We start from the raw sequence: 15,207 nt of genomic DNA on the forward strand, positions 1-15,207 counted from the left end.
GAGGCAAGCCATGTTCTGCCCCGTCCCTGTGCCCGGATTTTACGGCACATTTCCACGAGCGAAAAGTGCGCGCCAATTCGGACGGTATTTGCTTGGCTTACCGGCACAACACGCGAGGCGATACCCGCCGCGCTAGCCGGCGGCCGTGACCGCGACAACGCCGGCGGTAGCCGCGACAACAGCCGCCTGCTGGGCCGCGAAAATGGCGGACAAGTCGCGAGCGGCCGCGCCGGGCGTCTTCCGGCCGGTCATCGCCACAGCGAGACGCAGAACGAGGCGGCCAGCCGCCATGCCCTGCGGTTTCGGTTTCAGCGCACGGATCGCGGTATTGGCTTCGACAAGGGCGTCGCCTGCGGCCGATCCATCATCAACCTGCGCGGCCAGAATGGCGAGGCCTGACAGCCCGGTGTGGCGGACAAGTCCCTTTTCGGACCGGGCAGCGATGCTCAGGGCCGTCCAGGTCTTGGCGAAACGCATGGGCGACGGATCGGCCAGGGCAACCTCGTAAACGGCCTTGTTGACCTGCCCTTTGGGGACGCCGGCCCCCAGCATGGCGTCGCGCGCCTTGCCGAGACGTGCCTCGGCGGTCTCAGGCGTCTCGCCATCGGCCGCCATGATGGCTGCATAGGCTTCCTCGGCTGCGGCATCGCGGCGCCACCAGGGGGCGGCGATAGCTTCGAGTATGTCGAAGAACATCCCTGTTTGGGCGGGACTGCCGCCGGCAGCGGTCAATGTCAGGGCTGTACAGGATCCATCCAGTGACAGACGCCGGCCGCCCCGCGCCTTGCGGGTCTCCTTCAGTGCGGCATGGGTTTCGGCATAGGCACCGGCGTCCCGATTGACCGCAGCAAGGGCGGCCCCATAGACGATCCGCATCGGTTTTGACGGGTGCGACCAGCGGGACACACAGGCATCCAGCGCATCGCGTTCACGCAGGGCCCTGCGCACCGTGGTGGCCACATCGCTGTCCGCATCCAGCGCGGCGGCAGCGGCAAAGCGCGCCGACAAACGCTCGGATCGTTTCACAGCTTCAATAAATACCGATTCCAGGGCCTGGAACCGTTCAATCACGGCATGCGCCATGATGGGACTCCCTCGCGTCTCATGCCCCCAAGCATGACGTCCATTATGCGCCGGCGCGGGAAATTCGTCAGGGGGACGCTTTCGCGCTGCGTTCCCCCCTCGCCGAACCGCACTCGCCCCTGTCGAGCGGCCGGAAGGCGCACTAGTCTAGTCGTGATGGCCCCGCCCGCACGTCTTCCCGACCGTTTCGAACGCTGGTTTGCCGCACGTGGCTGGCGCGCCCGTGACCACCAGCTCGAAATGCTGGATGCGGCGCGGGCAGGTGAACACGCATTGCTGATCGCGCCGACCGGGGGCGGCAAGACACTGGGCGGATTTCTGCCAAGCCTGGTGGATCTCGCCGAAATGATCGACCCGGAGGACCCGCGTCGTCCTCACGCCCTGCACACGCTCTACCTGTCGCCGCTGAAAGCGCTGTCGGTGGACGTGGCGCGCAACCTGATGGTCCCGGTCGAGGAGATGGGGCTGGGCCTCAGGATCGAGACGCGGACAGGGGACACGCCTCCATCGAAGAAGAAGCGCCAGCGCGAACGCCCGCCGGACATATTGCTGACAACGCCCGAACAGCTTGCCCTGTTCGTCGCCTCGCCCAATGCCTCGACCTTCTTTGCCGATCTCAAGCGCGTCGTCATCGACGAGATCCACGCGCTGGCCCCGCAGAAGCGCGGCGATCTGTTGAGTCTGGGTCTTGCCACTCTGGCGCAATGGGCTCCGCAGGCGCGCCGGGCGGGCCTATCGGCCACCGTCGCTGACGAGGGCGGGTTGGCACGCTGGCTCGCGCCGCAAGCCGGGCCTCATGCCAAATTCGCGCGGCTGGTTCGCGGCGGGCCGGGACCCCGCCCGCAGGTCGAAATCCTCGACAGTGCGGAACGCATTCCCTGGGCCGGGCATTCGGGCCGCCACGCGCTCGCCGAAGTCTATGAACGAATCAAGGGGGCGCGCACGGCCCTCGTCTTCGTCAACACGCGGGCCCAGGCCGAATTCACCTTCCAGGAACTCTGGCGGATGAATGACGAGGGCCTGCCCATCGCGCTGCACCATGGCTCGCTCGCACCCGAACAACGCCGAAAGGTCGAGGCGGCGATGGCGGCGGGCAAGCTGAAAGGCGTGGTCTGTACCTCCACGCTCGACCTCGGGATCGACTGGGGCGATGTCGATCTCGTCATCCAGATGGGGGCTCCCAAGGGCTCGGCGCGTCTGATCCAGCGGCTTGGCCGGTCCAACCACAGGCTCGACGAACCGTCCAAGGCCCTGCTCGCGCCGACCAATCGTTTCGAACATCTTGAGTGCACCGCCGCCGCCGAGGCCGTGGCCGAGAACGCGCTTGATGGCGAGCCCTTGAAGGCCGGGGCGCTCGATGTCCTTGCCCAGCACGTCATGGGCCGGGCCTGTGGTGATCCGTTCGAGTCCGATGCGCTCTTTGAGGAAGTCACCAGTGCGGCCCCCTATGCCGACCTGGTCCGTTCCGACTTTGACCGCGTACTCGATCTCGCCGCGACGGGCGGCTATGCGCTGGCGAGCTATGATCGTTTCCGGCGCATGGTGAGAGGCAAGGACGGGCTGTGGCGCGCCCGTGATGCCCGCACGGCCCAGCGCCACCGCTTGAATGTCGGCACGATTGTGGAGTCCGACATGATCCATGTCCGGCTGGGCAGCGGACGCGCCGGCCGCCGTCTCGGACAGATTGAGGACTGGTTCATTGGCCAGCTGACGCCGGGCGACACCTTTCTTTTCGCGGGGCAGATCCTCCGGTTCGAAGGCCTGTCGGAAACCGACGCGATCGTCTCGCGGGCCAGTGCGGACTCGCCGAAAATCCCGTCCTATCAGGGCGGCAAATTCCCGCTCTCGACCTATCTCGCCGCGCGGGTTCGCGACCTGGCGCAGGACCGGTCGAAATGGGGGGCGCTGCCCGGTCAGGTGCGCGACTGGCTCGACCTTCAATCCCTGAAGTCGCGCCTGCCCGGCTCGGATGAGCTTCTGGTGGAGACTTTCCCGCGCGCAGCGAAATTCTATCTCGTCTGTTACCCGTTCGAGGGGCGGTTGGCGCACCAGACGCTGGGCATGCTGCTGACGCGCCGCCTCGAACGCCTGCGCATGCGGCCTATGGGCTTTGTCGCCAATGAATATGCGCTCGCCGTTTGGGGGCTGCGCGATCTCTCCGGCGTCGATATGGATGCGCTCTTCGACGAGGACATGCTCGGCGATGACCTCGATGCCTGGCTCGCTGAAAGTCCGCTGATGAAGCGAACCTTCAAGACCTGCGCGATCATCGCCGGGCTTATCGAACGCCGCTTTCCGGGGCAGGAGAAGACGGCACGGCAGGTCAGCTTCTCTGCTGACCTCATCTATGACGTCCTGCGCCAGCATGACGCAGATCACGTCCTGCTGCAGGCGGCCTGGGCCGATGCCGCTACCGGATTGATGGATGTACGCCGGCTGGGTCAGGCGCTCGCCCGCGTGAAGGGGCGGATCGTGACCGAACACCTCGCCCGAGTCTCGCCGCTGGCCGTGCCGGTCATGCTGGAGATCGGGCGCGAGCCGGTTTATGGCGAGGGGCATGAGTCGATTCTGGCCGACGCGTCGGACGACCTGATCAGCGAGGCGATGACACCGTGAGCGCGATGACAGCCCGCAAGAATGAACCGGTCTGGGCTCTCCATGGCGAGGCGGTCACGCCTGACTTGACCGGTGCGCTGTTCCTGCCCGTCCATCGCACGCTGATTGTCGCCGACCTGCATTTCGAGAAAGGCTCGTCCTACGCGGAACGCGGCCAAATGCTGCCGCCCTACGACACGCGCGCGACGCTGTTGAAGCTATCTGCCGCCATTGCGCGGCACCGCCCGGAAACGGTCGTTGCACTGGGCGACAGTTTCCACGATCTGCGCGCGGACGGGCGTATGGATGATAGCGATGCGGACATGCTGGCCCGGCTGGTGCGTGATGTAAGCCGCTGGGTCTGGATCGAGGGCAATCACGACCCCGAGCCGCCCGCCCGCTTCGGCGGAGAGGTCCGGCCTGTTCTCGAACTCGGCACTCTGACCCTGCGCCATGAACCGACCGAGGGCAACGCACCGGGCGAGATTGCCGGTCACCTGCATCCGTGTGCCCGGGTCAGCGGGAATGGCCGGTCGGTGCGGGCGCGCTGTTTCGCAACGGATGGACGGCGAATGGTATTGCCGTCTTTCGGCGCTTTTACCGGGGGTCTCAGTGTCCGCGACGCAGCATTCACCCGCGTCTTCGGATCGTGCCCGGATGGGTGGATTATCGGGCGAACCAGTATATATGCAGTCCAATCAAAACGAATTGCCAACTGAATTGACCGAGACCGGGTCGGGACCGGTTGTCTGGAGACGTCCATGTTGAAGCTGTTCGGCAATCGCCGCGCCTCTCGTGTGCACGCGCGGGCGCCGGTTCTGATTCTGGCAACGTCCTCAATCAATCACGACGTTGATCGGGCCTGTAACGGCCGGGCAAATGTCGGCGTGGTCAACCCGGTGGCCCTGTTTGGTCTCGATGGCATCGTCTCGACGATCAAGGCGTTTTGGGCCAAGACGGCCAGCCTGCCGGGAAGCCGTGTGAATGCCTGAGGTCACGCGAACATCTGCACCCGATCCGGAACAGGTCCTTCTTCTAACCGAACAATTCGGCCAGATCGGATTCTGGCGGGTTGATATCACCAATCAGAGCGTTTTCTGGTCTGACCAGGTCTTCGAGATCCATGGTGTAGACCCGTCCGAAGGCGAACCGCCGCTTTCCGACGCCATCAGCTTCTATCATCCCGATGATGTCGGGATGGTTCAGCAGGCCGTCGACGAGGCATCGAAATCGGGCAAGCCGTTTGAATTCCACGGCGCGCGTATCGTCCGTCCGGACGGCACGGAACGCTACGTCTATTCCAAGGGCCAGTGCCGGACCGATGAAGACGGCAACACCACCGAGATTTACGGCATATTCCAGGATGTCTCCGAACAGGTTGCGCGGGACCGGGCCCTGCGCGATGCGCAGGCGCGCATGGAGCTGGTCGTGCAGGCCGGGCTCGGGATCTGGGAATACGAGGTGGCGAGTGATTCCGTTCTTGTCTCGGTCGAGCTTGGCCGCATTCTGGGCATGGCTCACACAGAACCGCGCCGATTGCCGCTGTCCGAATTCCTGAAAGGTGTGCCGGACGATGAACGCGAAAGACTTCGCGCCCACCTCTTCGACCATATCGCGGGCAAGGCCGACTACCGCATTGAACACCGCGCCTACCGCCAGGATGGCAGCGTAATCTGGCTGCGTTCGCTTGGCCGCGCCGAGCGGGATTCCGACGGCAAGGCTGTCAGGGTCGCCGGATCGGTCGAGGATATCACACCGATCCGCGAAGCGACCGAGGCGTTAAAGGAAGCCAACAGCCGCTTTGACCTCGCGGTGCGCGGCGCATCGGTCGGCATCTGGGAAATCGAACTGCCCAGCGGTCGCATGTTCGTGTCCGACCGGTTGAAGGAACTGGTGGGAACACCCGTCCTCAAGAGTGAAGACGCGGACCGGTATGTCTGGAAGATCGATACCTTCCTGTCGAATATCCATCCGGAAGACCGCGACCGCGTCCGGCAGGCGATTGACGATCACCTGACTTCAGGCACGGTGTTCGAGCAGCAGTATCGCTATCGCCATACGGCGACCGGTGAATTTGTTCATGCCCTGATACGCGGTCAGGCCGAATGGGATGAAGCCGGCCGGCCGATCCGCATGGCCGGCTCCCTTGAGGATGTGTCCGTGCGGGTCGCACACGAAGAAGCGCTGCGAGCCAGCGAGGAACGATTCAAGCTGGCTGCCGAAGGGGCGTCGGTTGGAATCTGGGACTGGATCGAAATCGGGAGCGACCCGGAATACTGGTCGCCTCTCTTCTACCGGCTGCTGGGCCTTGAACCGGGCGAAATCGAACCCTCACTCGAGGGGTTTGGCGAGCTCTTGCATCCCGATGATACGGAAAAGACCTTCGCGGCCGTTGATGCCCACTTCAAGGATGGCAAACCCTTCCATCTCGAATACCGGCTGCGCCACAAGACCAAGGGCTACCGATGGTTCCTCGGATCGGGCCAGGCGGCCTTTGACGAGGACGGCAATCCGGTCCGGATGGTCGGGTCCATCCAGGATATTCACGCCCGCAAAGTCGCCGAACAGCGCCTGGTTACCGCCAATCGCGATCTTGAACAGTTTGCATCGGTCGCTTCGCATGACCTGCAGGAGCCGTTGCGCAAGGTGGCGCAATTCTCGACGCTGCTGGAACGGGAATACGCCGATGTGCTGTCGGGCAATGGCGAAACCTATCTCCATTTCCTGATCGATGGTGCGAATCGGATGAGCCGGCTGGTCAATGACCTGTTGACCTACGCCCGCATGGGCGAAACGGCCCTGTCGATCGAAACCGTAAATGTGGCCGAGATGGTCGCTGACCTGCGCGCGGACCTGTCGGAATCCATCCGGGAGTCCGGTGCCCGTGTCACGGTCTCTGCCGGTGCAGAAATCGAGGCTGACAGGGAATTGTTGCGGCGGGTCCTTCTCAATCTCATTTCCAACGCCATCAAGTACCGCAGCGAAGCCGTTCCGGAGATCAGGGTTTCCGTTCAGCAGGATGGACTCACCAGTGAGCTGGCCGTGTCAGACAATGGCATGGGATTTGACCCGGAACAGGCGGAAGCGATTTTCGAAATATTCCGCCGGCTTCACCGCAAGGAAACCCATGCCGGAACCGGGCTGGGGCTCGCGATCTGCAAGCGGATCGCCGACATGCACGACGGCACGATCCGGGCCGAAAGCGTACCCGGCAAGGGCTCGCGCTTCATCCTGTCACTTCCCCGGCTCAATGCCGCCCGGACTGGTTCCGCAGCATAGCTCAGCTGCACCCGGCCTGTCCCGGTCAACGAATGGGAAACCCGTTGTGCCTAGAAGGGTCCCATCTGGATACGGACAAGCGAGGCCGGGTCTGCCCGGCAGACATGGGATGGGTACAGTGAAAAAATCGGACTGGAAAACGGTTCTTCTGGTCGAGGACGATGACGGCGATGCCTTCCTCGCCGCGCGGGCTTTCGAGAAATTCGATGACGAGATTTTCCTCGCGCGCGTGACCGGCGGACAGGACGCGATCCAGTATGTCCGCGGCGAAGGGGCGTTTGCCGAGCGGCCGGAGCCGCGCTGCATCATTCTCGATCTGGCCATGGCCAATGGCGACGGCGTCTGGGTTCTGCAGCGGCTTGCCGAACGGCGCGGCCGGTCTATCCCGGTCGTGGTGATGAGCGGCGCTGCCGACCAGATCGCGGCGACCCGCGACTTTCCTTTCGTCGTGTGCGCGGTTGAAAAACCGTCCTGTCAGGAAGACTACAAGGATTTGCTCGCGGTGATTGGCCGGCTCGTCCGCGCTGCCTGTGCAACCGCGGCCTGATAGGTTCTAGCGCCTATTGAACACCGCCGCCGCGCCCCATCCGAAAAGGAGGGCGAGGGCGACGGCGGTGAGGCCGTAGAGGACCGAATTCTCGTAGGCGAAGTCATAGATCAGACGCTCGATCCCGGCCTTGCGGACTTCCAGAGTCGCCGAGCGCGAGGCGACTGCCACCCCGTCGCGGAACAGATAAACGTCGGCAACATAGTCGCCGATAGGGGTACGCGGCGGCAGTTTCACCACCGCCCGGAACAGGCCGCCATCGAGGATTTCCACGCCCTGCGCCGTCTCGGCAAACAGGCCTTCGGTGCGCCGCGTCCGGGCAATGGCGGCGCGGTATTCGGCAACTTCCTCGCCAATTGCGCTGACGGTGACCTCCACGCCGAACCGGGTTTCCCGCGTCTCGGTATCCGGCGCTGACAGACGCAGATGATCAAGCCCGATGCCGCTGCGCCTCAGCGCAGAAAAGGATCCGAGTTCGCTCAGCGGGCGGGTCGAGGCGACGGCATAATAGCCCGGCACGTCCTCGAAGCGGACGGGCGCGCGGTTGATCCAGATCCCGAAGGTGCGTGCCTTGCGCATGACGCGCAGATCGCTCGCCGGCCCCCGCACCACGACGACAATGTCGTCGCCCTCTTCGACGCCGCGCGCGGCCCCGAACAGGATGAGTTCAGCACCGGAGAAATCGGAACGGATTTCAACCGTTTCCTGGGTCAGGGCGGCCATGATCTCCGGCTCCTGCGCGGCGGCGGGCGTCGCCTGCAGCATCAGGGCGAGAAAGGGGATCAGGCCGGTCATGACCCGGCCCCGCCGCTTGGCATGATGGCGAACATCTCGCTGGGCGTGGCGATCAGGTCCCAACCCAGTTTCAGGCAGACGCTGACGACCATCACGGCCAGGATGGCGCGCAGGTTTTCCGCGCTGATCCGGCGGCCCGCCCGCGCGCCGAGCTGGGCACCGACAACGCCGCCGACGATGAGAGACAGTGCGAGCACGATGTCGACCGTCTGGTTTTGCGCTGCCTGCAGGAAAGTGGTCAGGGCGGTCACGAAGAGAATCTGGAACAGGGACGTGCCGACGACCACGCTGGTTGGCATGCGCAGCAGATAGATCATTGCCGGCACCATGACGAAGCCACCGCCCACGCCCATGATGGCCGACAGCGTCCCGACAAAGAAGCCGATGACGATGGGCGGAATGACCGACAGGTAGAGCCCCGACGCGGGGAAACGTGTCTTGAAGGGCAGGGCGTCAATCCAGTTGCGTTTCCGGTGTGCGGTCCGTCTCGCGATCGTCCCGCCGCGGCGCTTGCGCAGGATGGCCGTGACGCTTTCGACGAACATCAGCCCGCCGATGACACCCAGGAAACCGACATAGCAGAGCGAAATGATGAGATCGATCTGTCCCAGGCTGCGCAACAGACCGAACAGCTGGACCCCGGCGACAGAGCCGGCGGCACCACCGGCCAGCAGCAGCCAGCCCATTTTCAGGTCGATGGTCTTGCGCCGCCAGTGCGCGATAGCCCCCGATGCAGACGACGCGACCACCTGGTTGGCAACCGTTGGCACGGCGACCGCTGGCGGAATCCCGATGAAGATAAGGAGCGGCGTCATCAGAAAGCCGCCGCCCACACCAAACATGCCCGAGAGGAATCCGATGAATGTCCCCAGCCCCAGGAGGAGGATGAGGTTCACGGAGACTTCGGCGATGGGCAGATATATCTGCATCGCCCGCGCCGATCAGCGGCGGGGGGTCGAACGCTCGAGGCGGTCGATCAGTGCGGAGTCGATCCGTCCGTTCGGGGACAGGCCTTCGGACTCCTGGAAGGCGACAATGGCTTCGCGGGTGGCAGGACCCGGCTGGCCGTCAACCGGTCCGGGGTCGTATCCGAGCGAGGTCAGCAGGCTCTGGGCGCGGCGGACGAGATTGACGGGCGGTCCGGCTGGCGCAGCGGCCGCGGTTTCGGTCCAGTTGCGCGGAGCATAGTCGCCGTTGATCTCGGCATCCATCGGGCGCGGGGTGAAGCTCGCCACCACGGCATCGGCCTGGGACCGCGTGGCCGGATCGAGTGTCGGCGCGAGGGTCTGGGCACGTGTCCGTGACCCGTCATCGCCGCCTGCGGCCGCGATCGAATACCAGGCATAGGCATCACCCGGGCTTTGCTCGACGCCCAGCCCCTGTTCGAACAGAAGCGCGAGATTGAACTGGGAATCGCCGAGCCCCATCAGCGCGGCTTCCTCGAACCAGTGCGCGGCCTGGGTATAGTCCTGGGGCGCGCCCGAACCGGTCGCGTACATGATCCCCAGGTTGTGCATGGCGCGGCGGTGTCCGGCATCGGCGGCTTGCTGGGTGAAACGGCGCGCGGCTTCCAGATCGGCCGGAACGCCTTCACCGCGTTCCAGGAGTTTCGAATAGCGGTATTGGGCGGCAGGGACACCTTGCTCGGCGGCGCGGCGGATCAGGACGGCAGCGCCTTCCGCGTCGCCCGACGCGAGCCGCTCCATGCCCAGGAGGTAGCGCGCGACCGGATCACCGGCTGCGGCCGCGTCCTGCATTGTCACACTGCGTGCTGGCGGCACGTCCAGCGAGGCGCTCTGGTTGGACGGAGCATCCTCGGCCGTGGCGGCCGGTGGCGTCTCGATCACCGGACTTGCGTCGGCGCTCTGAGCCGGCGCGGTGTCGGCCGCCCCGCCGGCGTTGATCTCTTCCGGGGCCGCCAATGCCGGATCTGTGGCGGCGTCTGGTGACGATGTGCCGGTCGTTGCGGGCGGGGTTGTGTCCGGCTCTCCGGTTTGCGCGGTCTGCCCGGAGAGCGGATCAAGGGCCGAGACATCTATCGCTTCGGCCGGTTCTCCACTGCGCGACATGCCGTCAAAAATCAGGACGCCGGCGGCCATAGCGATGGCAATGAAGCCGAGCACGCTCATGGCGATGACGAGATTGCGGCCCCTGCCGCCGCTGGCGGCTGGCTGGCCGTAGGCTGGATGCCCGGTCTCGTACCCTGCCCGGCGGCGCGCTTCGGCGAGGAAGTCCGCGTCCGCCGTTGCGCCAATGCGGGCGGAGGGGCGCTGTTGTTCGGCCTGCGGGCGGCGATACTGGGCGCGGGCTTCAGCGACCGGCTGGATCTGTTCATCGCGAACGGCTTGAGCGCGCGCCTGTGGCTGGCGGGGCTGCGGCTGACGCGGCTGGGACAATTCGGCCCGGGGATGCTCACTCGCCGGTGCCGCGCTCTCGGACACGATGAAGGGATCGTCGTCCTCGTCCTCGATATCAAACCCGACCGGCGTTTCGGCTTCCGGCGGTGGTTGCAGCGGGGTGTCGAAGTCCGGCAGGTCTTCGACGGGTGCCGGGGCCGGGGTCTCGGCCGCCTTCGGCGAAGCGGCTTCGGGCGCGTTCCGGGTTTCGATCGCTTCGAGCCGGTCGGCGAGCGCGTTCATCGCGCGCTGGACGGGGGACAGCGCTTCCTCGGTTTCGGCGCGCGCCGCGCTGAGCCGCTCCTGGACACCGGAAAGGGCGGCTTCGATGCGTTGCGCGGTGCGTTCCTCGGACTGGCGCAGGCGTTCAGCGAGGTCGTCCTCGCGCGCGGGCTGGGCCTTGAGTTGTTCCACGGCCGCGGCCATGCGCTGGCTGGCGGCTTCGACAGCCTCCGCGCTTCTGTTCTCGGCCTGGCTGACGCGATCAGCGAGCGACTGGCCGAGGCGGGCGACTTCCTCGCCGATGCGCTTGACCGACGAGCGGTTCTCTTCACGGACCTGATCGAGCCGGCGGTCCATGTCCCGTTCGGCTCGGGCATCCCGGGCGGATTCGCCGGTCTTGCGTTCCAGCTCGGCGAAACGGTCATCCATCACGCGGGCGAGGCGCGTGATTTCCATGCCGATCCGGGACAGCGATTCCGAATGGCCGGTTTCTGCACCGGCGAGGCGGCGCTCGGCAGATTGCAGCGCTTTTTCCAGCCGTTCGACGCGGGATTCTGAGGCGACGGATTCCAGCTCCCGGGCGAACTGGGCGCGGGTGTCGGCGACGATGCGCGCCAAATCATTTGAAAGCTCGTCGAAGCGGCGGTCGAAATCCCCGCCGCTATTGGTCAGGGCGCGGGCCTCGAGCTGGCGCAGGCGCGTGTCGAGCCGCGCCATGGCTTCGTCGAGCGCGCCGGCGGCATCGTTGGTCAGGTTTTCAGCAGCATCGACGCGGCGGCGCAGCCGTTCCAGCGCGCCATGCAGGCCATAAAGCGCTTCGCCGGTCTTGCGGTCACGGTCAGCGGTTCGCTGGGCATCCTGCCCCACCGATGCCGTGCGGTGTTCGATCTCGGCCAGACGCTGTGTCAGCGTCTTCGTCGCGCTTTCGGCGGCTTCGGCGGCCTTGCGGGCCAGCCCTTCGGTTTCGTCGAGCCGCAGGCCGGTCTCGGTCTCGGTCTGGTAGAGTCGGGACGCAAGCTTTCCAAAAGCGGTCTCGAAGGCCTTTACCGTTTCGGGCGACATCGCACCCTCGGCTTCTTCGAGGGATTTGACGCGCTGGGCCAGCGTCTCGGCGGACTTCTGCGCGCGCTCGATCGCGGCGCGGGTTTCCTGGGTTTCGTTAGAGAACCGTCCGGAGGTCGACTCCAGCCGCCGGGCGAGGGCGGCGACGGACTGGCCGACATTCATGAGCGTGGACGTGGATTTCTCTTCAGAGGACTCGATGCGTTCGGTCAAACGTTCGACCATGCCGCGCAAGGCATCTTCGCCGGGGTCTTGCGCGGTATGTCCAAAGCCCGGGAAGCCTTCCAGATTGCGTTCCCAGCGGGGATTGTCGGGGTCGGCTTCGGGGCTGCCATCGTCAAGAATGACGCGGTTCAGCCACTCGCCAAGCGTCATCCCCTCGCGCCGTGCCGCCGATTTGGCGCGCGAGCGGGCGCGGGGATCAATTCCCTTCACGCTCCACGGTGCCCCCGACGACATACGAATCACACTCCCCGCCTTTGGACAGACCGTATCGAGCGGTTAATTTAGTGTAAACCAGCCGCCCGGACGCTATATCTTGTGTTTCCACAGGATTGCGCGCCGAAAGGATGCGGCTGCCGCGTCTGTCACATCGGTTAATGACGGCTGCTCCGGTTAACGTGTGGTAAAGCATGTGCGCCACACGCCGGAAAAAGCCGTTTTCTACCGGGGATTAGTCCCTAGTCGAGCGGCAGGAAAAAATCCGGAGCCAACCCTCTCAGCCGGTCTTCCAGAATGTAGGTCTGGGCCAGCAGCGGCTGGAACGGGTCTTCGTCGATCACGCGCCCCAGGTCGAAGAGTGACCAGGCCGCCCGGCGGTCCCCTGTCGTCAGCAGGAGTTGGCCCAGGTGCCAGTAGGCCGCCGGGGCCGCCGGATCATTCTCCAGGGCGGTGGCCAGCATGGCGAAGGGGTCCGCGTCCTCGGGCGGTTCGCCGCCGCTGGCGGTCCAGGCGATGACTTCGTTTGCCGCGATGATGTTGGCGGCTGCACCCGCATAGCCGCCCATGTCGAGATAGGGCGCGACACCTTCATAGGCGGCCGCATGACGGCTGGTCGCGATGGCGGCGATGCCGTCGAAAAAGCCTTCGAACTCCGCATTGCCCAGGCCTGCCGAGACGATCCGGCTGGCGATGGCGCAGCTGGGGCGTTCGGTCGTCTGGGGCGAACAGGCCGTGGAATGCGCGCTTTCCTGATAAGCGGCGAGATAGGCGGCCGGGTAGTTGCCAGCATCAAGATAGGCTTCGGCCTCGGCGACGATGGCCGCGGTGTGATCGGTATCGGCGCTGGCGAGGGCCTGTTCGAAGGCAGGCACGACGCGCGCGGTGATGACCGCCCGGCCGCCGAATTCGGCAGAAAGATCCTCAGGGAGCGGGAAGGTGGCCGGTGCGTCCTCGATCCGTTCGAGGGTCCAGATTTCCCGGCGGCCGTCCGGGCTGGCCGGGCTGACGACGACCAGCTCGAACCGGGCCGGGATGGTGTCCAGCCCGTCCATGGCGCTCAAGGCGTCGGGATGCAGCGGCAGGGCATGACGCATCCAGCGGCGGAAGACCGGCATGTGGGCCTCCAGCGCCGCCGCTTCGGGGGTGTCGGTCGTGGCCGAAACGGGGCCGGGCATATCGGTGTCGTCGACCGCGGCGGTCTCGGTTGTTTCCGTGTCCGCGTCTGTGTCTTCCTCGCTGTCATCACCGCGCAGCAAGTCGAGCAAGGGATCGTCCTCCGCTTCCGGAGTGTCATCGCCATCCGTCCCGGATTCGGCGTCGCCAGCAGGCTCCAGTTCGAGGACGACCTCGCTGGCGGCGTCTTCGGCCGCCTCGGCGGCGTCCGGCGTCACGAAGGCGAAGACCACCACGCCGTCGCGGCTCACCCGTTCCATGCCATTCGACGTTTCGCGGGAAAGCGTCACCGGTGTGCGGCGCAGCCCCATGGCCGCTTCCAGCCAGAAGCGGTCGAAACTCTGCTCAGGGCCAAAGGGAATGTCGTCAAGCGTGCCGCCCTGCGACAGGCCGAAATAGGTGTCGAGCCGCTGGCGGATCTCGCCGTAGAAGGATTCATTGCGCATCGTGCGGGCTTCGAGGTCGAGCGCGATGCGGCGGTTATGTGCGAAGTCGTAGAGGATCGGCGCGTCGCCACCGGGATCAAACGCGAAGTCCGGCCCCAGCGTCACGACGCGCTCGGACTCGCCGTCGATATCCGTGCCGTCCATTTCCTCGCGGCGGACTGACCAAATGAGGCGGGCGACCTGGCCGTCCTCGATCTCGCGCGCCGGGTATTCCGCAGCCGTCAGGTGCGGACCGGCAAGAATCTCGGGCGTGGCAATCCGCGTCTGCTCAACAGCAACGTCGGCGGTCTCTTGTCCGTCACCGTCGGCCGAGGCGCCTTCCCCGCTCTCGTCAGTTTCGCCGCTTTCGGTGGCATCTTCGCCGCTATCGTCCGCCACATCCTCAGCCTCATCGGGGAAGGGGATGGTGACGCCCGGTATGGCTCCGGCCTGGGCGGCCAGAGCGAGGGCGGCGATCAGTCCGGTCAATAGACGCATGGGAGGGCTCGCTGGCTGAGTGATCGGGTTCGGGCGGCCATTGAACAGCCGATTGAGGCGAAGGAAGGGCGGCTGATGGCCCGGCGTCAACTCCTGTTTTCCACAGGAATGGCGAGAAAATCAGCGCCGCGTCATAAAATTTACGTTGACGTTCGCGTAAAGATTATTCACGCTGGGAGCATGATCAAGCCGGTTCCGCCCGACGCTGAATTCACCATCCGCGACCTCGCCGCCGAGTTCGATGTTACGGCGCGCACGCTGCGCTTCTACGAGCAGAAAGGCCTCCTCGCGCCGAAGCGGCGTGGCGCGGCCCGCATCTATTCCGCGGCCGACCGGGCACGCCTGCTGGTGATTTTGCGCGGCAAGCGGGTCGGATTTTCGCTCGATGAGATTCGCGAGATGCTCGAGCTGGAAGCCATTACCAGCCGCGACACGCACGCGCTCGAACAGACGCTCGCCCGCTTCCGCAAGCGGATCGAGGCGTTGCAGCTCCAGCGTGAAGACATCGAGGCGGCCATCGCCGAGCTCGAAGGCGGGTGCCAGTGGATGGAAGAGCATCTCGCCGACCGCGAACCGAGCGACGACATCAAGCATCGCGCCCGCGCCTTTGAGGCACTGGCGGCCGCCCGCATGAATCCCTGGACCGGGGCTGCCCCGGAAACCGCCTGACCTGAACGCCTTTCCCGAGAAC

The 15,207-nt window shown here is 65.4% G+C and carries 11 protein-coding genes; 6 read left to right on the forward strand and 5 right to left on the reverse strand.

Features of this window, described 5'->3' with window-relative positions:
• Nucleotides 1–132: 132 nt before the first annotated feature.
• The gene (locus tag V0U35_RS04360; RefSeq protein ID WP_330195434.1) at nucleotides 133–1,083 is read right to left on the reverse strand and encodes a hypothetical protein; all 951 of its coding nucleotides are present in this window, start codon (nucleotides 1,081–1,083) and stop codon (nucleotides 133–135) included.
• A 156-nt stretch (nucleotides 1,084–1,239) separates the two neighbouring features.
• Here V0U35_RS04360 and V0U35_RS04365 point away from each other — a divergent pair, with 156 nt between their 5' ends.
• The 5 genes from V0U35_RS04365 (at nucleotide 1,240) to V0U35_RS04385 (ending at nucleotide 7,504) form a co-directional block, all read left to right on the forward strand.
• Complete coding sequence (locus tag V0U35_RS04365; protein WP_330195571.1) at nucleotides 1,240–3,699, forward strand: ligase-associated DNA damage response DEXH box helicase; 2,460 nt, start codon at nucleotides 1,240–1,242, stop codon at nucleotides 3,697–3,699.
• A gap of 5 nt (nucleotides 3,700–3,704) precedes the next feature.
• Nucleotides 3,705–4,397 carry a ligase-associated DNA damage response endonuclease PdeM gene (gene pdeM / locus V0U35_RS04370; RefSeq protein WP_330195572.1) on the forward strand — a complete coding sequence of 231 codons (693 nt, stop codon included), beginning with the start codon at nucleotides 3,705–3,707 and terminating at the stop codon, nucleotides 4,395–4,397.
• 42 nt (nucleotides 4,398–4,439) lie between these two features.
• Nucleotides 4,440–4,670 carry a response regulator gene (locus V0U35_RS04375; protein WP_330195435.1) on the forward strand — a complete coding sequence of 77 codons (231 nt, stop codon included), beginning with the start codon at nucleotides 4,440–4,442 and terminating at the stop codon, nucleotides 4,668–4,670.
• A complete protein-coding gene (locus tag V0U35_RS04380) occupies nucleotides 4,663–6,957 on the forward strand; it encodes a PAS domain-containing protein (RefSeq protein ID WP_330195436.1) in 2,295 nt (764 codons plus the stop codon). The genes V0U35_RS04375 and V0U35_RS04380 overlap by 8 nt, the downstream gene beginning before the upstream one ends.
• 109 nt (nucleotides 6,958–7,066) lie before the next feature.
• On the forward strand, nucleotides 7,067–7,504 hold the full coding sequence (locus V0U35_RS04385; protein ID WP_330195437.1) for a response regulator: 438 nt from the start codon (nucleotides 7,067–7,069) through the stop codon (nucleotides 7,502–7,504).
• Between the two features lie 6 nt (nucleotides 7,505–7,510).
• On the opposite strand, the gene V0U35_RS04390 is transcribed toward V0U35_RS04385, so the two are convergent.
• The 4 genes from V0U35_RS04390 to V0U35_RS04405 all read right to left on the reverse strand — a co-directional run bounded on the left by V0U35_RS04390 (nucleotide 7,511) and on the right by V0U35_RS04405 (nucleotide 14,516).
• Nucleotides 7,511–8,299 (reverse strand): TIGR02186 family protein, encoded by a 789-nt coding sequence (locus V0U35_RS04390; protein ID WP_330195438.1) that lies wholly within the window; start codon nucleotides 8,297–8,299, stop codon nucleotides 7,511–7,513.
• Nucleotides 8,296–9,228 carry a sulfite exporter TauE/SafE family protein gene (locus V0U35_RS04395; RefSeq protein ID WP_330195439.1) on the reverse strand — a complete coding sequence of 311 codons (933 nt, stop codon included), beginning with the start codon at nucleotides 9,226–9,228 and terminating at the stop codon, nucleotides 8,296–8,298. The genes V0U35_RS04390 and V0U35_RS04395 overlap by 4 nt, the downstream gene beginning before the upstream one ends.
• Before the next feature lie 12 nt (nucleotides 9,229–9,240).
• Nucleotides 9,241–12,438, reverse strand: coding sequence for a peptidoglycan-binding protein (locus V0U35_RS04400; protein WP_330195440.1), 3,198 nt, complete (start codon nucleotides 12,436–12,438; stop codon nucleotides 9,241–9,243).
• A gap of 221 nt (nucleotides 12,439–12,659) precedes the next feature.
• Complete coding sequence (locus tag V0U35_RS04405; RefSeq protein ID WP_330195441.1) at nucleotides 12,660–14,516, reverse strand: hypothetical protein; 1,857 nt, start codon at nucleotides 14,514–14,516, stop codon at nucleotides 12,660–12,662.
• Between the two features lie 180 nt (nucleotides 14,517–14,696).
• Between V0U35_RS04405 and V0U35_RS04410 the strand changes: the two genes are divergently transcribed.
• Nucleotides 14,697–15,185 (forward strand): MerR family transcriptional regulator, encoded by a 489-nt coding sequence (locus tag V0U35_RS04410; protein ID WP_330195442.1) that lies wholly within the window; start codon nucleotides 14,697–14,699, stop codon nucleotides 15,183–15,185.
• Nucleotides 15,186–15,207: the final 22 nt, after the last annotated feature.

The organism is Hyphobacterium marinum (assembly GCF_036330325.1).
In the GTDB taxonomy this organism is placed as follows: Bacteria; Pseudomonadota; Alphaproteobacteria; order Caulobacterales; family Maricaulaceae; genus Hyphobacterium; species Hyphobacterium marinum.

Coding starts and splice junctions, on each gene's coding strand:
- V0U35_RS04360 (WP_330195434.1), bottom strand. CDS start 1,083: ATGGCGCATGCCGTGATTGAACGGTTCCAGGCCCTGGAATCGGTATTT.
- V0U35_RS04365 (WP_330195571.1), top strand. CDS start 1,240: ATGGCCCCGCCCGCACGTCTTCCCGACCGTTTCGAACGCTGGTTTGCC.
- pdeM (WP_330195572.1), top strand. CDS start 3,705: ATGACAGCCCGCAAGAATGAACCGGTCTGGGCTCTCCATGGCGAGGCG.
- V0U35_RS04375 (WP_330195435.1), top strand. CDS start 4,440: ATGTTGAAGCTGTTCGGCAATCGCCGCGCCTCTCGTGTGCACGCGCGG.
- V0U35_RS04380 (WP_330195436.1), top strand. CDS start 4,663: ATGCCTGAGGTCACGCGAACATCTGCACCCGATCCGGAACAGGTCCTT.
- V0U35_RS04385 (WP_330195437.1), top strand. CDS start 7,067: ATGGGTACAGTGAAAAAATCGGACTGGAAAACGGTTCTTCTGGTCGAG.
- V0U35_RS04390 (WP_330195438.1), bottom strand. CDS start 8,299: ATGACCGGCCTGATCCCCTTTCTCGCCCTGATGCTGCAGGCGACGCCC.
- V0U35_RS04395 (WP_330195439.1), bottom strand. CDS start 9,228: ATGCAGATATATCTGCCCATCGCCGAAGTCTCCGTGAACCTCATCCTC.
- V0U35_RS04400 (WP_330195440.1), bottom strand. CDS start 12,438: ATGTCGTCGGGGGCACCGTGGAGCGTGAAGGGAATTGATCCCCGCGCC.
- V0U35_RS04405 (WP_330195441.1), bottom strand. CDS start 14,516: ATGCGTCTATTGACCGGACTGATCGCCGCCCTCGCTCTGGCCGCCCAG.
- V0U35_RS04410 (WP_330195442.1), top strand. CDS start 14,697: ATGATCAAGCCGGTTCCGCCCGACGCTGAATTCACCATCCGCGACCTC.